The following is a 20,522-nucleotide window of genomic DNA, read 5'->3' on the forward strand; positions in this document are numbered from 1 at the left end:
AGATCATGAGCGGTGACAACACATTCGTAGTGGTAGCTAACCGGCTGCCTGTAGATATCAACGTCGCCGTTGATGGCACCAGTACTTTCAGCCCTTCGCCGGGCGGCCTCGTCGCAGCGCTCAGTCCAGTGCTCGAGCGCCATCAGGGCTGTTGGGTGGGCTGGCCGGGCACCACCGATGAGGTGCCCGATCCTTTCCACACCGACGGCGGGGTGCTCCTGCACCCAGTCGCTTTGAGCGCCCACGACTACGAGTCCTTCTACGAGGGCTTTTCCAATGCCACCCTGTGGCCGTTATATCACGACCTCATCGTCCCGCCGATCTACGATCGCAGCTGGTGGGTGGGCTACCGCGAGGTCAACCTCAAGTTCGCCCACGAGGTCGCCGAGGTCGCCGCCGAGGGAGCGATCGTTTGGGTGCAGGACTACCAGCTGCAGTTGGTTCCCGGCATTCTCCGCCAGATCCGTCCGGATCTGACCATCGGGTTCTTCCTGCACATTCCATTTCCCTCCCCGGATCTTTTCCGCCAGCTTCCGTGGCGCGAGGAAATCGTCCGCGGCCTACTCGGCGCCGACCTGGTCGGTTTCCACCTGCCGTCGTCTGCCGCCAATTTTCTGGAGCTTACCCGGGAGGTGGCAGGCGGGGTTGGCTCGCATACCGGCCAGCCGGACGAGCTCGAGGTTTCCGGCCAGCCAAGCGTCCGCGAGATCACTGCACACATCACCGCAAGCGACAAGCGCGAGGTGGGAGTGGGCAGCTTCCCCATCTCCATTGACGTCGATGAGGTTTTCCGTCTAGCCCCCACCAAGGAAGAGGTCGCCGCCGTGCGCGCCGACCTCGGCGATCCCGCAACGCTTATCCTGGGCGTGGATCGCCTCGACTACACCAAGGGCATCCTGCAGCGCCTGTTGGCCTTCGAGGAATTGCTCGAGCAAGAGGTGCTCGACCCCGAAGAGACCGTGCTCCTGCAGATCGCCACGCCTTCGCGCGAGCGCATCGATCACTACAAGCGCACCCGCTCCCGCGTGGAGGAGGCCGTGGGGCGTATCAACGGCCGCTTCGGGCGCATCGGCAAGCCGGTTGTCTTCTACCAGCACCAGTCGGTGTCGAAGAAGGAGCTCATCAAGCTCTACACCGCGGCCGATATTATGCTGGTGACCCCGTTCAAGGATGGCATGAATCTCGTGGCCAAGGAGTACGTGGCCTGCCACGGCGACGGCACTGGCGCGCTCGTGCTCTCGGAATTCGCTGGTGCTGCCTTAGAGCTTTCCGATGCCTTCTTGTGCAACCCCTTTGACATGGAGTCGATCAAACGCCAGCTCAGCAACGCCGTCTCCATGCTGCGAAATGACGAGGCCACCGCTGCCCGCCGCATGCGCGCCATGCATCAGCAGGTCATCGACCACGACGTGAACCTCTGGGCCAGCTCTTTCCTCGAGTCACTTGCCACGATCCACCGCAACACCCGCGACAGCGGTGATGCGTGATGCGGGCACTGGCCACCCGAGTTGGCCTCGCCCTTATTGCTGCTACCTGTCTTGCCCCCCTTGCTGCCTGCGCCGATGATTCCACCGCCGTCGCCGATGCCACCTGGCAGGTCACAGATGTCTACACCACCCCCGGCACCCCGAGCGCGGTGGATGATTCCGTCGCCGGCGCAGTGGAGCTGGGATTCGGCGGAAAGTCGGTGACCGGGTTTAGCGGCTGCTCCCCTCTTGCGGGCATGGTCGCCTTCACGGATGAGTCGGGCGCTGCCGCAGCACCGGAGGATGCCACCCACGCCACGTTTAGCCAGATGCAGTTTCGCCCCATCGACGAGTCCCAGTGCACGGGGCGGGTGCGCTATATCCATGACGCGCTGGTGGACCTGCTCTACGACGGCACCTTCAGCATTCGCCATGAAGGCTCCGGGGAGATGATCTTACAGGAAGATAAAGGCGATGCCGATCCGCGCGCCATTCGGCTTGTCTCGGTGGGCTAGAATTTAATAACCATGAGCCCAAGCATTGAAGAGTTAGCAACAACGAGCCAGCTCCTGGTGGTTTCTGATTTCGACGGCACTCTCGCCGGATTCAGCGCCGATCCCAACGACGTCCCTATCAACGCCGAGGCAGTCGACGCATTGCGTCGCCTCGCAGCACTGCCGGCCACCACCGTTGCCATCCTCAGCGGCCGCCACCTAGACGGACTGCGTTCCGCCTCGGGGTTCGGCGAAGATGAGTTTCTCCTCGTCGGTTCTCACGGTGCCGAGTCCAGCGACCACCCAGTCGTGCTCACCTCGGCTCAGGTCACCGGGCTTGCCCAGGTAGAGGCCAAATTCGAGGTGTTGGCATCCGCGGCAGAGGGCATGTTCGTCGAGCACAAGCCCTATCACAGGGTGCTGCACGCCATCCGCGCGATCGCGCAGGGACATGAGGACGACGTGGAAAAGGCCAAGCGCGCGCTTGATGAAGCCCTGGAGCTTTCCATTCCAGGTGTTCGCCTCAAGCCCGGCAAGTGGATCGTGGAGGCCTCGGTCACCGAGGCCACCAAGGGCACCTGGATCGCCGACTACAAGGCACAAAACACCCCCACCGCCACCGTCTTCTTAGGCGATGACACCACCGACGAGGATGGCTTCCGTGCGCTCGGCCCAGATGATTTGTCCGTGAAAGTGGGCGACGGTGACACGGAGGCAACCTGGCGGGTTGCCGACATTGCGGGCGTCGGCACGCTACTGGCACAGCTTGCCGACCGCCGTGAGGCCTTCATGGACCGCTAGGTCACCGCGCGGCCGCTGCTAGATCGCAGAAACCTCCATGCCGTTGGCCTGAGCCCAGCGGATAATGGGGCCACGGATCTCTACCACGTCGCCGACGGTCTTTGGCACAAGCACCGGGTCGTTCGGCAGCACTCGAGTGGGATCGCCCACCGGCACCACGTCGAGCACCGCCTTTGCCCCGTCGACGCCGGGGTGCAGGATGGCCAGGCCAATCATCTCCACGTTGGTCTGCTCGCACACCGCCCAGGTGTACATCGTGTCATCCGCCCAGCGCTGGCGTAGTTCGGCCACACCCACCAGGTCCATGCCACCCGGGTTGGCCAAGGCCAAGGCCGGGGTGTCGTCGATACGCTCGTCATCGTGCAGCGGGCGGGCGTAGAAGCGGCCGCCGTTGATCTCAAGTGGTTCCATAGCTATCAAGCATAGAGGCAACTAAACACCGTTCAGCACCCGGTGTCATACATTACTTTGCACGCCCTAGGCGCGCGGCGCCGCCACGGTCGTTCCCTCGTTGTACGTGTACTCCAAGAGCACTCGTTGGTTGCCCTCGACCGCCTCGTCCCCGGTATTGAGCAGCGATGCCAGCATCCGGCCGGCGTGCTTTCCCTTGTCCTTGTTCGGCTGAATCACCGTCGACAGGCCCATCGTCAAAGCAGGCGCGATGCCGTCGAAGCCGGTGACCGAAAGCTGTTCGGGCACGGAAATCCCCTGGGACTTTGTATACCCGATAACCCCGAGAGCCATGGTGTCGGTGGTGCACAGCACCGCCGTCAGCTCCGGGTTCTGCTCCAGCAGCTCACGGGCGGCATCGATATTGTTCTCGGGATCGTTGATGTGGCGCTCGACGATTGGCACGTCCGCGGGGTCAATGCCGGCATTGCCGAAGACATCCAAGGCGCCCAGCACGCGGGAACGCTGCACGTGATGGTGCGCGTTTTCGAGGCGCTCTGCGCTCACGGGCCCATTGTTGGGCTGGGTATCCAAACGGATACACAGGATGCCGATCTTTGTATGGCCCGCATCGACGAGCGCTTGGGCGGCGGGGCCGATGGCGGCGCGATCATCAATACCCACGAAGGGCAGTTCTAGATCGTCAGCGGGCTGATCACAGATGACGATCGGCAGGCCGCGGGTGCGCGCGGCGACCAGATATGGGTCATCCTTTGCCACTGAGTACACCACAAAGCCATCCACCACAGCGGAGTTAACCAGCTGGCGGGCCGAGAGGACGTCGGTGGTGTTGGGGCCCACCGGGACGAGCGTTAGCGAGGTCTGGGAACCATAGGACGCCTCGGCCATGCCGGCCAGAAAATCTACCGATGCCAGATCCTCGAAGGCGTAGGTGAGGTGCTCAGTCAGCAACACGCCTACCGCGCCTACCCGCTTCGTGCGCAGGGAGCGCGCCGTGGGGTCAGGGCCTGGGTAACCCATCCGCTCTGCGGTTTCCAGGATCTTCTCACGAAGACGCGCCGAAAGCTGCTCGGGGTGGTTGTAGGCATTCGAGACGGTGGTCCGGGAGACCCCCAGTTCCTTCGCCAGGGAGGCAAGGGAGGTTCGCTTTGCTCGCTTCGACATGAAACAAAAATATCCCACAAAGTTTTGCTTTCACATAAGCACGCAGAAATGGTTAAGTAAATTTCCCTCATTCGGGGCTGTTTTTCACGAATTGTGCCGACACCCTATCCCCGTGCGCACTTTTATGCCGTAGCCTGCACGAACTCACCCTTTATGGTCTGACCTTTGATGGACGGTGTCTACAGGCAGCCACTTTCCGCCCCTGCTTTCCGCCCCCGATCATGTTCGATTGCATCCCCTTTATCGTTTTAGTCCTTGTCAACCCGGCGGTACGAAAAGCGTGACATGGTACGCCCAGACCCACAATTTACAACGCCCGGTTATGCTGACTTCTCTTCCGTTTTCTTCCACCTTCTTTGGCGGAAGTACTCTGGAAGGCATGCCGAACTCGTCCCACGCGCGCCCTCAGCGCCATGAAATCGCCGTTGGTGCAACCTCGCGCCATTATCTGACGATTCCCGGCACGAACCCGACCGGCGATCTTCTCGTGTGGTTGCATGGCTCCACCCAGTCGGGCACCGTTGCCCGCCGCTTCACCAACCACACCTTCGATGCTTTCGCACAGACCGGAACCACCGTGGTCTATCCCGAGGGCATCGCCCATCACTGGAACGACTCCCGGCGCGACCTTGGCGAAAAGACCAGGCAGCTTGGCACCGACGACGTCGCATTCCTGCGCCTGCTCATCGAAGCCTTCTCCCCCAACCGCGTGATCGTCGCCGGTTATTCCAATGGCGGGCAGATGGTCATCCGCCTATTGCACGAGGCCCCAGGCCTTATCGATGCCGCCGGCATCTTCGCCGCCACCCAGCCCGTCCCCGACAACTTTTTGTCCAGTATCACCGGATGGAAGCCCACCCCTATCTTCCTCATGCACGGCACCGTAGACCCCCTTTCCCCCTTCCACGGCGGCCACAATACCCGCGGCGACATCACCTCTTTCAGCGACACCGTCGACTACTATGCGCGGCTCAATCACGCCGTGCTTGCCGACGTCACAGCGTTACCACATTCCCTCGAGCAAACCGCCGCCATCGCCCGCTATACCGGCCTTGCCCCCATCGAGGCGTGGGCGTTGCATGGGGTGGGACACGCAGTTCCCTGTGGCAAGGAGTTCCCCGAAAGATTCCTAGGCCCTTCAACCACCATGTTTCTGGCCGCAGAAAAGTTTGCTCAATTCTGCGGGTTGGACTATCCAATTCCCCAGGACTGACGCACCGCCAGCAATGACGCAGGCTGGCAATAGGAACATCGAGCGCCCAAGCAATCGAAGCGATCACGACACCCAGCTACTCACGAAAAGTGCGTGGGCACCGGCAGTCCTGCCACTGGTGTCCACGCTTCGAAGGAGTAGAAAGCCTCCTAATTTGCCCGGCGCTGGCGTGCGAACTCGCTTAAGACCACGCCGGCTGCGACCGAGGCGTTGAGGGATTCGACCCACCCGGTCATTGGGATCGACATGATCGTGTCGCAGGTCTCGCGCACGAGGCGAGAAATACCCTTGCCCTCGGAGCCGACCACGATGACCACCGGGCCGGTGCCGTCGTAGGTGTCGAGCGTGTAGTCGCCGCCCGCGTCAAGACCCACGACCTGATAACCGTTTTGCTTGAATTGCTTGAGCGTGCGGGTGATATTGGTGGCCTTGGCCACCGGCAAGCGCGCCGCGGTACCCGCCGAGGTACGCCAGGCCACGGCCGTGACCGATGCCGAGCGACGTTCCGGTATCACCACGCCGTGCCCGCCGAAAGCGGCGACGGAGCGAATGACCGCACCCAAGTTGCGCGGGTCGGTAATGTTATCCAACACCACGATCATGCCATTTTCGCCGGAGTCCTTCACCTTGGCAATGAGGTCGAAGACGTCGGTGTACTTATAGGGCGGAATTTGTAACCCAATGCCCTGGTGCATGCCGTTGCCGGTCATGCGGTCCATCTCGTAGCGGGGAACCTCGATCAGCGGGATGCCACGGGAATGAGCGATCTGCACCGCTTCGCTTAAGCGGTTGTCGTTCTTAGTACCCTCCACGATATACATCGCGGTGGCGGGCACACGCGCGTGCAGGCACTCAACAACAGGGTTTCGCCCGACGACCAGCTCGGTGGTCTCCTCTTTGACGTGGCGGCCGGAATCCCGGCGTTCCCGTTCCTTCTTGCGCTTATACGCTGCGTGGTATTCGCGCTCCTCTGCCTTCGGGGTGGGGCCTTTGCCACGCAGGGCGCGGCGGGCGTGTCCGCCGGTGCCCTTGACGGCACCCTTCTTGTTGGTCTTTCGCAGACCTGGGCGCTTGGGGTCGTTACCAGCCATGTGAGTCCTTATTGAAAAAAGTATGAGTGTGCAAGTCTAGTTGTTGGAATCCTGAAGCGACCAGCGCGGACCTTCAGCGGTATCGGTAACCTCGATGCCGGCCTGGGCCAGACGGTCGCGAACTTCGTCGGCAACTGCCCAGTTCTTCTCGGCGCGGGCATCGGCGCGACGCTGTAGCTCTGCGGTGACCAGCACGTCCAGGGCGTCCAACGCGGCCGTGTTCTCGGCGTTGGCCTGACCCGCCCACTTCTCCGACTGCGGATCCACGCCCAGCACGTCCGTCATCGCGCGCAGCGCGGACGCCAGGCGCACGGCCTCCGCCTTATCGCCTGAAGCAAGGGCGGAGTTTCCGGCGCGGACAGTGTTGTGGATTTCGGCCAGCGCGCGCGGCACGGAAAGGTCATCGTCCATCGCCGCCTCGAACTCGGGCGTCCACTCGCCCTTGTCAACCGGACCCACCTTGGCCAGGAAGGCCTCGATGCGCCGATAGCCTTGGGCTGCTTCCTTCAGCGCCGCCTCAGAGTATTCGAGCATGGAGCGGTAGTGAGCCGAGCCTAGATAATAGCGCAGCTCCACTGGGCGCACCAGCTCCAAGATATTGGGCACGCTGAGCACATTGCCCAGCGACTTCGACATTTTCTCCCCACTCATGGTGACCCAGTGGTTGTGCATCCAATACTGAGCGAAGCCATCGCCTGCGGCGTGAGACTGGGCGATCTCGTTTTCATGGTGAGGGAACTGGAGGTCGAGGCCACCGCAGTGGATATCGAAGGAGCCACCGAGGTACCACGTGGCCATCGCCGAGCACTCCAAATGCCAGCCTGGTCGACCCGCTCCCCACGGCGTGGGCCACGAGGGTTCGCCGGGCTTGGCGGCCTTCCACAGCGCGAAGTCCAGCTGATTGCGCTTGCCCGCGTTATCCGTTTCCCCTTGCTCCATCTCATCGACTCGGTTGCCGGAAAGGCTGCCATAGTCACCATCGCTGGCGGCGACCCAGGCGGCAACATCGAAGTACACCGAGCCATCGGCGGCGTAGGCGAAGCCGGCGTCGATGAGGCGCTGCATGTACTCGACCATTTGGGTCACGTGTCCCGTAGCTCGCGGCTCCACCGATGGGGGCAGCACGCCTAGGGTGTTATAGGCCCAGGTGAATTCGCGTTCGAAGGTGGACACCCACTCCCACCACGGGCGTCCATTCTCGGCTGCCTTGGTGAGGATCTTGTCATCAATGTCGGTGACGTTGCGGACAAAGGCAACATCATAACCCTTGGCCAATAGCCAGCGACGCAGCACGTCGAAGGCCACGCCAGAACGCACGTGACCGATGTGCGGGTAGGACTGCGGTGTGGCGCCACACAGATAGATTGACACGTGCCCTTCCCGGAGAGGCTTGAAGTCACGGAGCGAGCGGGAACCGGTGTCAAAGATCTGTAAAGTCACGCCCTTTAGTGTAACTGATGCCCTTATTGGCTTCGCTTCCACACGACGGCTGTGGCCACTGCGGCCCGCCCCTCACGGCGACCGGTGAAACCGAGGTGGTCGGTGGTGGTTGCCGAAACCGACACCGGCGCACCGAGGATCTCACTCATGACGGCCTCGGCCTCGAGCCGGCGCGGCCCCATTTTAGGGGTTTGCCCCACCAACTGCACCGCGCCGTTTCCAATGACGAAGTCATTGTCCTCCAACAACGCGCGACACTCGCGCAGCAACTGGGCACCGGAGACTCCGTCGTATTCCTTGCGCCCCACGCCGACGAAGCTGCCTAGGTCGCCCAAGTTGGAGGCGGACAGGAGGGCGTCGACAAGCGCATGGGCGACGACATCGCCGTCGGAGTGCCCTTCACAGCCGTCCACGCCGTCAAAGAGCAGGCAGGCGATCCAGCAGGGCTTGCCCTCCTCGATTTGGTGGGCGTCGGTAGCTACACCGACGCGCGGGATGATGAAATCAGACATCGGGCACCTCGAAGATGGTCGGTTCGGCCTGGTCCGTCACTGACCTGGCCAGTTGGTAGTCCAGCGCGGTGGTGATCTTAAAGGCCATCGGGTCACCCTGCACACAGGCCACGCGGGCGCCGAACCACTCCATGAGGCTGGCATCGTCGGTGGCCGTGAAGCCGGGGGCGGGATCGCCAAAATAGGCGCGATTGGCCGCACGCAAGGTGCGCAGATCGAATCCCTGCGGGGTTTGCACCGCGCGCAGGTCGGCGCGGGCGGGGGTTTCCACCACCAGGTGGTCGTGCACCCGCTTGATGGTGTCCGCCACCGGCTGGACGGGGATGACGGCATCTTCGCCTTCGAGCACCGCACGGGTAACCCGGGCGATCATGCCGGGCGGGGTCAGCGCACGGGCGGCGTCGTGGATGAGCACCACGGCGTCCTCGTCGGCGATGGCCTGCAGTCCGGCCCACACGGAATCGGCGCGTTCGCCCCCACCGTGGACCAGCCGCACGGGGATTTCGGCGTCCAGAAGGCCCGACTTTGCCAGCAGCGTACAGGCAAAGTCCTCCATGGCGGGGCTAACCAAGACGATGACCTCGTCAACCACCTCGGAGGTGATCATGGCCTGCACCGAACGCACCACCAGTGGTTTTCCTCGCAGTGAGACGTAGGCTTTGGGAATCTCGGCGCCGAGCCGAGTGCCCTGCCCCGCCGCGGCCACTAGCGCGACGACTCGGCGCGGATTTTCGCCCAGTGCGGCCATGTCGGACTAATCCTCGTCGTCGAAGTTGAGGTCATCCAAATCCACGTCGAAGTCATCATCCAGCGAGGACTTCGCTGCAGCGTCGGCACCCGAGACGCCGGAGGCGCGCTGGCGTTCGATCGTTGCGTCGATGTCAGCCAGCAAGGAATCAGCTTTGGCGTCATCGACGTTGTCGGCCAGTGCCAGCTCCCCCACCAGCACCTGGCGTGCCTTGGCGAGCATGCGTTTCTCGCCCGCGGACAGTCCGCGTCCCTGATCGCGGCGCCACAGGTCACGCACGACCTCCGCCACCTTGTTCACATCACCGGATGCCAAGCGCTCCTGGTTGGCCTTAAAGCGACGAGACCAGTTGCCTGCCTCTTCTACGTCGGTTTCACGCAGGAAGCCAAAGACCTTGCGCAGGCCCTCGTCATCGACGACGTCGCGCACGCCAACCAATTCAGCGTTCTTGGAGGGGACGCGGACGACGAGGTCAGACTGGTGAATCTGGAGAACCAGGTACTCCAAGGTCTCTCCGCCCATCTCGCGCTGCTCGATCGCCGAGATTACTGCCGCACCGTGATGCGGATAAACGACGGTATCGCCGACCTTGAATTCCATCTACACTCCTCAATAGGCGTTTTCAGACTGACCTATTCTAGCATGCGCACAAATTCGGGCTACCACCTCCCCATACCGGTGATTCACGCCACACACTTTGTCCGTCGGAAAGCAAAAAGCAATCGATTTAAACGCCGTGACCTCGAAGGAAGCAAATCAACATTCTTTTTCGTGAAAAAACGCGAATCCGTCTTTCGTTTCCCCCCTTTTGGTCCCGTAGCTTTCAAACAAACTGTGTGGAGGCAGACAGAAGATACTAGAGTGAATAGGGAAAATTTGGCCATGATGGTTCCCCTCCCATCCGCGCATGAGGGGGGGCTTTTCGGCCAAGCTATACGCCTAACTCACCCCCGATGGAGGACGAACACGTGAAGTCCCTGAAGGCCACCGCACGCCGCGGCGCTTTGATCTCTGTAGCTGCAGTCTCCGCCTTGGCGCTGGCATCCTGCTCCGCTGGCCAGATCACCCAGACCTCATCTCAGGTCGCTGCCGTCGATGGCGCTGAGGGCAACACCAGCGACAACGCCGTCGCTGTCCGCGACGTCACCGTGCACCTGACCTCCGAGGGCGAGGCTGGCCTGAAGTTCACGGCCATCAACCAGGATCCGTCGGACAAGGAGCACAATCTTCAGTCCGTCACCGTTGGCGGCGAGGAGGTCACCATTGACGGTGAGACCGCCATCCCGTCCGGCACCTCCTTGGTTGCCGACATCGCTTCCGAGATCGAGAAGCTGACTGAGCCCGACCTATCCAACATCACCTTCGTGAAGACCTCCCTGAAAAACACCGGCCTGGCACTCGGTGGCACGAAGGACGTTGTTTTCACCTTCGATGATGGTGAGATTACCGTTAAGGCCACAATCTCCGAGCCGGTTCTGGAGTCCGGCACCGAGGACCGCACGGTTTCTACCGAAGAGGCCTCCCACTAAGAAGTTCTCCCCCTGCTTGCAGGGGGAGCTTTTTTTTGCTTTCCGACGCCCACAGCGCCCGGCAGAAAACCACCGATTCCTGCCGGGCGCTGTTTTCCACCCTCACTGACTACCTCGCCCGCTCCCTGCATGCAACACACGCAGGCATTCCATGTCTTTACTGACGAGGATCCTGACCATCATAGTTACCCAAGCGCACGTGGGGAGGGGCCAGAAGCACACAATGCCCAGCTCGGGGTTTTCACCCTCGTGCTGGGCACTTTGAGCTTGTCCTTTAAAGCTTCAGCAGGCGGTAGAGACCCACTGCCCCACCGATGAGCACCGTGAAGGCGACGGCGTTGAGAGCGATATCCACTGGTGGGATACCCCGATCACCTTGATCAGCCTCACGAATGCTATGGATTTCAGCGAGATCCCCCGGTGCGGGCTGGCTGGCAGCAATCACAGTATCCGCAGTGGAATCCGATTTTTCAGCATCCGCCAAAGCAGAATCCGGGTTCGCCGAATCCCGCTCGGCCTGCGCGTCTGACGGCTGGTCAGCGGGAGCAGCGCCTCCATCGCCGGTGCTCGGCTGGCCGCTCGCGGCTGGCTGCTGTGCCGGGGCAACGGGGGTTTCTGCCTGCCCAAGCGCTACGGTCGAGGCTTGCGCGGACTGCAGTGCTTGCGGCTGAGCCGTACGCGACCGCCGATTGTTCGTGTTCGCTACCGCCGTATCCTCGTTGCCAATAGAATCCTCGGTACCTGTCTCCTCCGTGGTGATGGTTGCCAACGCTGAGCGGCTTGTTGCTTCCAGCGAGGTGGTCTTTTCTTCGATGGGCTCGACAGCCGCATCATTAGTGCTGGTAAGGGAAGAAACAGGCTCCTGCGTCGAGCTTTCCTCTGTGAAGGACGCTACTGTAGAGGTTTCTTCAGCAGTGATTTCCCCGTGAGTGGTTTCCACCGTAGAAGTGACGGCCTCAGTGGTAGAAGACTCCTGCGCACTCGGGGTCGGCTCAACACTGGATACAGGCGTGACACTAGTATCCGGCGTCGGCTCAGCAGAATTAGAAGTCTGCTCCTTCGACGTAGTCTCCGAAGTCTGTTCGGTAGTTTTCTCGGAGGTTACAACCACGGACGACTCAGCAGTCGGCTCGGAAGCGCTAGTCGAAACTTGCTCTGTCGTTGCCTCCGCAGTAGAAGACTCCACGGTGGTAGATGGGTTCTCCGTGGACAGTTGCAGTTCGTATTGTCCTGTGAGGGAGAAAGAATCCTTCGCACCGGAAATTCTTACTGAGGCCTTATTGATCTTGCCATCGTTGCCACGCTCGAGCCCCGGAATGGTCACGGACCTAACCTCACCCGCAACTAGATTGTCGATCGACAAAACTACGAGATCGTTCTTCACGCTGACAACGGTGATACCTGGGCCGAATTCGTATTTCCCAAGAATCTTCTTATCAAAACCCCAGTTGCCACCCGATCGAGTGATCTCCAAGGTGGTGTTTGCAACATCCTGGCTCGGGGCAGGGATAACGACATTCCATTCCACCACTTCGCCTTCGTGGTTTCCCGAAATCTCAAGCTCGCCGTCAAAGGTCACCTCAGCGCCAGAGGCCGAGGTGCTCGTCAATACCGTCTCATTGTTCGCGCCTGTCTCCACAACGGTTGGCTCAAAGCTTTCCGACGTCACCGGCGCAGGTTCGTATATTTTCTCAGCCGAGGCGGTCTGCTCGGCAGTTGTTCCCGTTCTTGCTTCAGCACTGGTCGTGGCGCTGAATTCCTTAGTAAGCTCCCCAGCCTCATCGTTTTCGGTATCGCCATTGCCCCAGCAGGGCCAATAGTAAACGCCATCGAGATAGCAAAATGCCCAGTCATAGTAATCGAAGTCAGCTGAAGTTTCAGTCACGGTCGGCCCAACCAACTCAGTGGTTGCGGCATGCTCGGCAGTGGCCGATTCAGACTCATCCCCATGAGGTTCGATCGCACCAGAGATGCTACTTGGACCGGACACCCCCGCGCCGTCCGTGTTCCCGGTAGCAGCATCACCATACTCAGCAATAAGAGTCGCCTCAACAGCGAAAGCATCACTGGCCGCATCCGAACCGGCAGCGTTGCCGATCAACGGGCCAAAGGCAAGCTGCAGCCCCATTACCGCACCGAGTGCGGCAACACCGACTGACTTCTTTCGCATATCTTTGACCACGATTCTTTGCTTAACCAGCACATAAGCTGGAAGTTCTATTTGCCAAACAAGTTGCGCAAAACACCATCTTTAAGAGCTAATACCCGTAGAAGTATGCGATGTCCAGACCATTTGCTGAGAACTTCTCATTTGAAGCTTGATGAAAAGTTAAGCTTTAACTTCGACCGACTCTAAATTCTAGCTTAACTAGTTCAAATTACACAACTAAGATATTCCTCCACAATGATCACCAAATGATAGGCTACAGCCTAACTTGGAGAATATATCAACAAACTACTTTCATTAAGTAAAGTAACCCACTACCACACATTTTTGGGAATGTGGACTCGGAAATGACAAACGCAAAATTGCAATCTCATTACTTTCACCAGTCGAACTCCTCGACGCCAAATTGAGATGAAATCCTTTACAATCTCTCTCGCTTTTACTTATATAAGCAGAGGCTTCTGGGCTTTATTCCATCTAAGAGAAAGTCAGTCTCTCACGATTCACTCAGTTTAAGCAGTTTGACTATGCAAGCCGGAAACTCAGAATTGGGCGACAGTTGGATACCATTTTGTTCGTGCACAGTGTTCGAATGCTTAGTTCGAAGGCAAAATCCTGAATGTCGCGGACACGTTCTAGCATGGGCACATGGCAAAAAAGGCTCGCAGCATCCATACTTGTTCCGAATGCGGTTATTCTTCTCCTAAGTGGTTAGGGCGGTGCCCAGAATGCGGGGCATGGGGTTCCATGGAGGAGCGCGCAGTCGTAGCGCAAGTAGCCAGTGGCCGCGCCCCCGGTCAAGGAGAAGGCGCCCAGCACATTCTAGGCGGGCTTACTCCGGCTAGTCCCGCGCGAGCTATTACAAAGATTGATGCCGCAACCGCGGATGCATTTAGCACCGGAATCGGAGAGCTTGACCGCGTACTTGGAAATGGCGTGGTGCCTGGCTCCGTCATTTTGCTCGCAGGAGAACCAGGCGTTGGCAAATCCACGCTCCTGCTTGAGGTTGCCAGCCGGTGGACTCAGCAGCATGGTGCAGATGGCAAAAACCGCACGGCTTTATATATCACCGCGGAGGAGTCCGCAGGCCAGGTGCGAATGCGCGCCCAGCGAACGGGGGCGTTGCAGGAGACGCTTTTTCTGGCATCAGAGTCCAACCTGGACGTAGCTTTCGGCCACGTCGAGCAGGTTAAGCCATCGCTGATCATCGTCGACTCGGTGCAGACCATGCAGGCAGCGGGAGTAGAAGGGGTGGCTGGCGGCGTGGCGCAATCCCGTGCGGTAACGGCTGCATTGACCACCCTGGCAAAAACCACCGGAATCCCAGTATTGCTTGTAGGCCACGTCACTAAGGACGGCAACGTGGCGGGTCCGCGTGTACTCGAGCACCTCGTAGACGTGGTCTTGCACTTCGAAGGCGATAGGCACTCCAGCCTACGGCTGCTGCGCGGCATTAAAAATCGCTTTGGCGCCACAGACGAAGTCGGCTGCTTCGAGCAACAAGCTGACGGAATCAAGGAAGTACCGGATCCGTCTGGTCTTTTCCTCTCACACCGGGATGCCACCCCGGACGGAACCGCTGTAACCGTGGCGATGGACGGGGTTCGCCCCATGGTGGCTGAGGTACAAGCACTCGTTGTTCCCACGGAGTCAAAAAACCCGCGCAGGGCCGTCACCGGCCTTGATGCCACGCGCGTACCGATGGTGTTAGCAGTGTTGTCCGCCCGGGCGAATAAGCGCACCCATGACAAGGAAGTCTATGTCGCAACCGTAGGGGGTATGAAAGTAGGAGAGCCAGCAACCGACCTGGCTGTAGCGCTTGCCACCGCCAGCGCGATGGCACGCAAGCCACTACCCGCGAAGTCGGTGGTGCTGGGCGAGGTTGGCCTAGCCGGGGAAATCCGCCGGGTGCCCAATGTTCGTAAGCGCGTCCAGGAGGCGGCCAGATTGGGTTATACGCAGGCCTTCGTCCCGCAAGGCTCCCAGGTAGGTAAGCGAACCGACATGAAAGTCATCGAAGTTGCCGACATCAACGACGCGCTATCGATGACGTTGGGGGCCTCGACTACTTCAGGTTAAAGGTTGCGGGTTCGGAGGCGTTGTTACCGATGACGGTGTGCAGGTAATAATCGGCCGCCGGAACGGTTTCGCGCTGCGTACACTTTTCTGGTGCCGAGGACGTGCGCGACCACTTAGCCTGGAAGTAGATCTCTTCCCCCGCCTTGAGCTCCTGCTGGCCGGTCTTGACGGCCGTGTTGCAGTCCACGTCGGACCACATGCGCTGGTTTGTTGCTAGGTCATAGACTTCGAAGCGAAGGGGATTCTCGTCGACGTTGACCACACAGTCCACCGGCGAGGTGTTCTTCAGTCCCATGTAAAACACCGGGAGCGCACCCGCCGCATAGGTGGGGTGGTCGGTGCTCGCGGTCATCAGGAGCGCATTGATGTCACACACCGGCAGGTTTGCGGCTAACGCCGTGCTAGTCGGGGTTTCCTCGTCTGAACGGGCTGCGGCGGACTCATCGGAGGCAGCGGGAGCCGCCGGTACCCCTCCGGAGTCACTATCACTGCCGGGTTCGGCTGTGGGAGTAAGGGAGGCGGAGGTCGAAGGCGACACCGCCTTACTGCTGGTTGCGGTGGAGGCAACAGGGGAAGCCGATTCCTCACTGCTTCCACCAATCGCGGACAACGCCCAGGCCACGAGCAGGACGATGATGACCAATGCGATCACCGCGGCGGCGCGACGGCGCTGGTAGTAGACCTGCGGTAAACGCCCACCTTGGGCGCGCACGTCCGACTGACGATGGCGGGCACCGGTAGATGCACCATCGCGCCTTGGGCTGCGCTGGTGCGCGCCACTTCGCTGTCCTTGCCTGCTTTCCTCGCGTCGATCCACGAAACCCAGCCTAAATGTAAATGGAGACAAATCGAGGACTTATGCCTCGGTGTGTCTTAAAACCGATCTCGATTTGTTTCGAACTTCCCGCTATTCGTCGATGCCGATCGTTTTGACGGTTTCCACAGCGCCATCGGAAAGGCGGTATCGGGCGGCAACGAGGGCGACCTCGCCGTTATCCACAGCATTCTTGATCGCGGGGGAAATCTGCATGATCTTATTGACCACGGCGGCGGCGTGGTGGCGCTCATAATCGGCGGAGTCATCACCACCGAAGGAGCGCGACTCAAGAATAGATGGGGTGATCTGCTCAACTAGCGTACGCTGGTGGCCGGTGGGCACCTCAGCGCCGTCGAGGACCGAACGCGCGGCGCCCACGGCACCACAGTTTTCGTGGCCCAGGACCACGAGGACATCAACGCCAAGGCCAAGCACGGCGAATTCGAGTGATCCCATCACACCGGAGTCCACGACCTCACCGGCGGTGCGGACCACGAAGATGTCTCCGAGACCCTGATCGAAGAGGATCTCTGCTGGAACGCGGGAATCACCGCAGGTAAACACACACACGCGGGGGGACTGGCCGTGGGTCAATGCCTGACGGCGCTCGATGTCTTGGTTCGGACGCTGTGGCTTTCCGGCGGCAAAGCGAGCGTTGCCCTCCAGCAGTGCTTTCCAGACTTCTTTTGGATCATGTGATGTGTCAGCGGTCATATGTTCATTCTGGCACCATTAAAGGCCTATTTGGTATTTTTGCACTGCCTCACATTCCAATGGGTGTATGGCTTAGACGACACTTTAGGCATTTGACACAGGATTTTCTGGTTTATGAACAATTCACGCATTACCCCCGCCGACAAGCTCATCGGGTGGTACGAGAAAAACGGGCGCACCATCGCCTGGCGCAATCCAGAAACCTCGGCGTGGGGCATCCTTCTGTCCGAAGTCATGAGCCAGCAGACTCCTGTCACCCGCGTCGAGCCACTGTGGCTGGAATGGATCGATCGATGGCCTACGCCTGCAGCCTTGGCGTCAGCAAGCAATGCGGACGTACTGCGCGCCTGGCACAATCTTGGATACCCGCGGCGTGCACTCAGGCTCAAGCAAGCAGCAGAAGCGATGGTGCAACGCCACGGCGGCGAGGTACCAAGCACGGTTGATGAACTGCTCGCGCTGCCGGGCATCGGCGACTATACCGCGCGCGCCGTGGCGGCTTTTGCCTACGGGCAGGCCGTGCCGGTGGTCGATACCAATGTGCGCCGGGTGATCGCCCGCTGGATTCACGGGCGGCTTTTGGCAGGCCCTGCGCGCAAGGCTGATCTCGAGGATGCGGTCGCGCTCTTGCCCCAACGCGATGCGGCAACCTTTAGCGTGGCCGTGATGGAGCTCGGGGCGTTGGTGTGTGCAAAACAACCACACTGCGAACACTGCCCCATCGTCGACGACTGCACCTGGCAACGCCTGGGGTGCCCGCAACCGCAGGAGGAAGAGGTACGCGCGGCGGCAAGGCGAGTCCAGAAGTTTGAGGGCACGGATCGGCAAGTACGCGGCAAGATCATGGCGGTGCTGCGGGCGTCGGAAAGCCCGGTTGCATTGAAAGAAATCGACCTTGTGTGGCCCGATGCCGCGCAACGCTCACGGGCATTATTTTCCCTGATTGAGGATGGTTTAGCGATACAGACCGACCCGGGTCACCTATCACTTCCGGCATAACATATCAGCTTTGCCACTCAGCCGCTAGAATGGCCTTCGCTTGAGCAACGCCACAGTTGTAACCGATACTTTTGGAGGCCCCTATGCGCTTTTTGAACGATGCGCACGCCCCGTATGAACTCACCTATTCCGATGTCTTTATGGTGCCCTCGCGCTCGGACATCGGATCCCGAATGAGCGTGGACCTATCGACCACAGATGGCTCGGGAACCACGATCCCGCTGGTGGTGGCCAATATGACCGCCGTCGCTGGCCGGCGCATGGCAGAAACCATCGCCCGACGCGGCGGCATCGCCATCCTCCCGCAAGACGTGCCCGCCGACATCGCAGCGGAAACCATCGCGAAGGTCAAGGCCGCCGACCTCGTGGCCGACACCCCCATCACGGTCAAACCCCACCACACCGTGGGCTACGCCAGCAACCTGCTGCACAAGCGCGCGCACGGCGCTGCCATCGTCGTCGACGGCAACCGTCCCGTCGGTCTAATCACCGACAGCGACCTAGCAGGCAACGACAACTTCACCCAGGTGGGGCAGCTGATGAGCTCCGATCTCATGACCCTACCCCAGGGCGTGGACCCGCAGGAGGCCTTCCGGCTCCTGCGCGCGGCCTCCAAGAAGCTCGCGCCGGTCATCGACGCCGAGGGCAACCTCGCTGGCATCCTCACCCGCCGCGGCGCGCTGCGCTCGACCGTCTACACCCCGGCTACCGACGCCGCGGGGCGCCTGCGTGTCGGCGCGGCGATCGGCATCAACGGCGACGTCGAGGGTCGGGCCCGCACCCTCATCGAGGCCGGTGCCGACGTGCTCGTCATCGACACGGCCCACGGCCACCAGGCCTCCACCCTGCGGGCGGTTGAGCGCGTGCGGGCGCTGGGCATAAGCGTGCCGATCGTGGCCGGTAATGTGGTCAGCGCCGAGGGTGTCCGCGACCTGGTAGGCGCCGGCGCCGACATCATCAAGGTGGGCGTGGGCCCGGGCGCGATGTGCACCACCCGCATGCAAACAGGTGTTGGCCGCCCGCAGTTTAGCGCCGTCCTCGACTGCGCGGCCGCCGCCAAGGAACTGGGCGCGCACGTGTGGGCCGACGGCGGCGTGCGCGACCCGCGCGACGTGGCCCTCGCGCTGGCGGCGGGCGCCTCCAACGTCATGATCGGCTCGTGGTTCGCGGGCACCTTCGAGTCCCCGGGGGATCTCAAGGTCGACGGCGACGGCCGCTTCTACAAAGAGTCCTTCGGCATGGCCTCGCGCCGCGCGGTCAAAAACCGCAACGCCGACGTGGAGGCCTTTGAACGCGCCCGCCGCGAGATGTTCGAGGAGGGAATCTCCACCTCCAAGATCTACCTCGACGAAAAGGACGGCGGCGTGGAATACCTTATCGACCGGATCACCTTCGGTGTGCGCTCATCCTTCACCTACGCAGGGTCCGCTTCCATCGCACAATTCCAGGAACAAGCGGTGGTGGGCATCCAGTCGGCGGCCGGATTCGCCGAGGGGCTGCCGCGCGCAACCCGCGGCTAGGACCTCGGGGCGGGAAGCGGTTTGTCGAAGTCGATGACCCTTCCCAGCGCCCAGTCCGGATCGGTGAGCATACGCGCAATGACCAGCCCCATCGCAATCGCCAACACCGTCATCCCCGCTGTCGCGCCGTGGCTCAATGCGTCATTCATGTTGCCGGCGTTGAGATAGTAGACGGTGCGAAACATCGACGTGCCCGGAATGAGAATGACTGCCGCGGGCACCGTAGTGGTCACCCGGGGCAGGCTCGCCTTCTTGGAGGCCACCGCGCCGATCAGCCCGATGAGCGCGCCTGCGCAGAAGGCGGCGAAGTAGCCGTTCGCGTCCAGCTCGACCAGGAGCATACGCAAGGTGTTGGCGATCGTGCCGATGCACGCCGCGACCAGCACCATCCGGCGTGAGGAGTTAAAAAGAAAAGCAAAGCCCGCGATGCCGAAGAAGCTGGCGGCCGCGGCCGTGGCCAGCCAGGTGGGGTCGACAGAACCCGTGGCCACAGGGACCGGCTTCGGGTCTAATCCGGTGACACCGCTGACTAAGGCCACGGAGAACGTAGCCGCGAAGATCACCACCATCGCGTAGGCCAGCCGGGCCATTCCCGCATCGAAGTCGAAGCGCCCTAAGTCGATCATGGCGGAAAACAGCGGGAAGCCCGGCACGAGGAACAAAACCGCTGTCACATACCCCGCGGTCAGCGAGCCGACGCCGGTGATCCCCAGCTGCGTCAGGGCCAGGGCAAGCAGATAGAAGACCAGCGAGGCAATCGTGCCGGAGGCCACCACCCCACCGAGCTGGTGTACGTGGTGGGCGGCCAGCCGCGCGCGCACCCACTGCCCAGTGCCGGCAGCGATGGCCACCACGACCACGGCGGTGGGCGCGAAGTGATTGAGCACGGCAAAGGCCGCGCAAGCGACCGCAGCAGCGGCCACCAGGATGAGCGTGGACCAGCGCCGGCGCACCGTGGCCTCTATGAGGTCGAGCTTCGCGTTGAGCTCGGCGGCGTCGATAGGACGGTCGAGGTGGTGCGTGAAGTACTCGAGTGCCTCGATGCGCGAGGCGTCGACGGAGAGGTGGTCGTGCTGGCTGGCCACCGTGCGAAAGCGCTCGCCCTTGTGAAAGGTGCAGGTAATCTGGGTCACGCCAACCACTGCATCGAGGTCATCGAAACCCATCGCCCGGGCGGTGCGTTTCATCCCGCGGATAACGCGGTAGCCACTCGACCCGGCCGCCATGAGCATCATCCCAAGGCGCAGGACGGCGTCGGCGGCCACACCCATCTCACGTTGCTGCTGGTGCTCCAGCGCTTTCCGATCAGTCACACATACTTACCTTAGTGTCCGAACGGAAGCCCACAAATGCCTGT

The 20,522-nt window shown here is 61.2% G+C and carries 19 protein-coding genes; 8 read left to right on the forward strand and 11 right to left on the reverse strand.

What is annotated here, in order from left to right:
* Positions 1-5 precede the first annotated feature (5 nt).
* From PAB09_RS10890 to otsB, 3 genes are read left to right on the forward strand one after another with little or no spacing between them, the layout of a single operon-like run.
* On the forward strand, positions 6-1,487 hold the full coding sequence (locus PAB09_RS10890) for an alpha,alpha-trehalose-phosphate synthase (UDP-forming) (protein WP_271033671.1): 1,482 nt from the start codon (positions 6-8) through the stop codon (positions 1,485-1,487).
* A complete protein-coding gene (locus tag PAB09_RS10895) occupies positions 1,484-1,981 on the forward strand; it encodes a hypothetical protein (protein WP_271033672.1) in 498 nt (165 codons plus the stop codon). Before PAB09_RS10890 ends, PAB09_RS10895 begins: the two co-directional genes overlap by 4 nt.
* A 12-nt stretch (positions 1,982-1,993) precedes the next feature.
* Positions 1,994-2,761, forward strand: a complete 768-nt coding sequence (gene otsB, locus PAB09_RS10900) for a trehalose-phosphatase (RefSeq protein ID WP_271033673.1) — start codon at positions 1,994-1,996, stop codon at positions 2,759-2,761.
* A gap of 18 nt (positions 2,762-2,779) precedes the next feature.
* Here otsB and PAB09_RS10905 read toward each other — a convergent pair whose 3' ends face one another.
* The gene (locus PAB09_RS10905) at positions 2,780-3,172 is read right to left on the reverse strand and encodes a hypothetical protein (protein ID WP_271033674.1); all 393 of its coding nucleotides are present in this window, start codon (positions 3,170-3,172) and stop codon (positions 2,780-2,782) included.
* A 66-nt stretch (positions 3,173-3,238) separates the two neighbouring features.
* Positions 3,239-4,336: a LacI family DNA-binding transcriptional regulator gene (locus PAB09_RS10910; protein ID WP_271033675.1), complete on the reverse strand. Its 1,098-nt coding sequence runs from the start codon at positions 4,334-4,336 to the stop codon at positions 3,239-3,241.
* 379 nt (positions 4,337-4,715) lie between these two features.
* Here PAB09_RS10910 and PAB09_RS10915 point away from each other — a divergent pair, with 379 nt between their 5' ends.
* Positions 4,716-5,549 (forward strand): alpha/beta hydrolase family esterase, encoded by an 834-nt coding sequence (locus PAB09_RS10915; RefSeq protein WP_271033676.1) that lies wholly within the window; start codon positions 4,716-4,718, stop codon positions 5,547-5,549.
* A gap of 149 nt (positions 5,550-5,698) precedes the next feature.
* On the opposite strand, the gene rlmB is transcribed toward PAB09_RS10915, so the two are convergent.
* The 5 genes from rlmB to PAB09_RS10940 are packed head-to-tail and all read right to left on the reverse strand — an operon-like array spanning position 5,699 to position 9,940.
* Positions 5,699-6,640 carry a 23S rRNA (guanosine(2251)-2'-O)-methyltransferase RlmB gene (rlmB, locus tag PAB09_RS10920; protein ID WP_271033677.1) on the reverse strand — a complete coding sequence of 314 codons (942 nt, stop codon included), beginning with the start codon at positions 6,638-6,640 and terminating at the stop codon, positions 5,699-5,701.
* A 36-nt stretch (positions 6,641-6,676) separates the two neighbouring features.
* Positions 6,677-8,080: a cysteine--tRNA ligase gene (gene cysS / locus PAB09_RS10925; protein WP_271033678.1), complete on the reverse strand. Its 1,404-nt coding sequence runs from the start codon at positions 8,078-8,080 to the stop codon at positions 6,677-6,679.
* 23 nt (positions 8,081-8,103) lie between these two features.
* The gene (gene ispF, locus PAB09_RS10930; RefSeq protein ID WP_271033679.1) at positions 8,104-8,592 is read right to left on the reverse strand and encodes a 2-C-methyl-D-erythritol 2,4-cyclodiphosphate synthase; all 489 of its coding nucleotides are present in this window, start codon (positions 8,590-8,592) and stop codon (positions 8,104-8,106) included.
* Positions 8,585-9,340, reverse strand: coding sequence for a 2-C-methyl-D-erythritol 4-phosphate cytidylyltransferase (gene ispD / locus PAB09_RS10935; RefSeq protein WP_271033680.1), 756 nt, complete (start codon positions 9,338-9,340; stop codon positions 8,585-8,587). Before ispD ends, ispF begins: the two co-directional genes overlap by 8 nt.
* A 6-nt stretch (positions 9,341-9,346) precedes the next feature.
* Entirely contained in the window at positions 9,347-9,940 is a 594-nt protein-coding gene (locus PAB09_RS10940) for a CarD family transcriptional regulator (protein ID WP_271033681.1), read from the reverse strand.
* A gap of 353 nt (positions 9,941-10,293) precedes the next feature.
* Between PAB09_RS10940 and PAB09_RS10945 the strand changes: the two genes are divergently transcribed.
* Entirely contained in the window at positions 10,294-10,869 is a 576-nt protein-coding gene (locus PAB09_RS10945; protein WP_271033682.1) for a hypothetical protein, read from the forward strand.
* A gap of 274 nt (positions 10,870-11,143) precedes the next feature.
* Here PAB09_RS10945 and PAB09_RS10950 read toward each other — a convergent pair whose 3' ends face one another.
* The gene (locus tag PAB09_RS10950) at positions 11,144-13,039 is read right to left on the reverse strand and encodes a hypothetical protein (RefSeq protein ID WP_271033683.1); all 1,896 of its coding nucleotides are present in this window, start codon (positions 13,037-13,039) and stop codon (positions 11,144-11,146) included.
* Between the two features lie 645 nt (positions 13,040-13,684).
* Between PAB09_RS10950 and radA the strand changes: the two genes are divergently transcribed.
* Positions 13,685-15,115 (forward strand): DNA repair protein RadA, encoded by a 1,431-nt coding sequence (radA, locus tag PAB09_RS10955; protein WP_271033684.1) that lies wholly within the window; start codon positions 13,685-13,687, stop codon positions 15,113-15,115.
* Here radA and PAB09_RS10960 read toward each other — a convergent pair.
* A complete protein-coding gene (locus PAB09_RS10960) occupies positions 15,102-15,932 on the reverse strand; it encodes a hypothetical protein (protein WP_271033685.1) in 831 nt (276 codons plus the stop codon). The genes radA and PAB09_RS10960 overlap by 14 nt on opposite strands.
* Before the next feature lie 90 nt (positions 15,933-16,022).
* Positions 16,023-16,646 carry a carbonic anhydrase gene (locus tag PAB09_RS10965; protein ID WP_271033686.1) on the reverse strand — a complete coding sequence of 208 codons (624 nt, stop codon included), beginning with the start codon at positions 16,644-16,646 and terminating at the stop codon, positions 16,023-16,025.
* A gap of 114 nt (positions 16,647-16,760) precedes the next feature.
* Between PAB09_RS10965 and PAB09_RS10970 the strand changes: the two genes are divergently transcribed.
* On the forward strand, positions 16,761-17,645 hold the full coding sequence (locus tag PAB09_RS10970) for an A/G-specific adenine glycosylase (RefSeq protein WP_271033687.1): 885 nt from the start codon (positions 16,761-16,763) through the stop codon (positions 17,643-17,645).
* A gap of 83 nt (positions 17,646-17,728) precedes the next feature.
* Positions 17,729-19,165 (forward strand): GuaB1 family IMP dehydrogenase-related protein, encoded by a 1,437-nt coding sequence (locus tag PAB09_RS10975; protein WP_271033688.1) that lies wholly within the window; start codon positions 17,729-17,731, stop codon positions 19,163-19,165.
* Here the strand turns inward: PAB09_RS10975 and PAB09_RS10980 are convergent.
* A complete protein-coding gene (locus tag PAB09_RS10980) occupies positions 19,162-20,436 on the reverse strand; it encodes a threonine/serine ThrE exporter family protein (RefSeq protein ID WP_271035380.1) in 1,275 nt (424 codons plus the stop codon). The two genes, PAB09_RS10975 and PAB09_RS10980, sit on opposite strands and share 4 nt — an antisense overlap.
* Positions 20,437-20,522 lie beyond the last annotated feature (86 nt).

This window comes from Corynebacterium sp. SCR221107 (assembly GCF_027886475.1).
In the GTDB taxonomy this organism is placed as follows: domain Bacteria; phylum Actinomycetota; class Actinomycetes; order Mycobacteriales; family Mycobacteriaceae; genus Corynebacterium.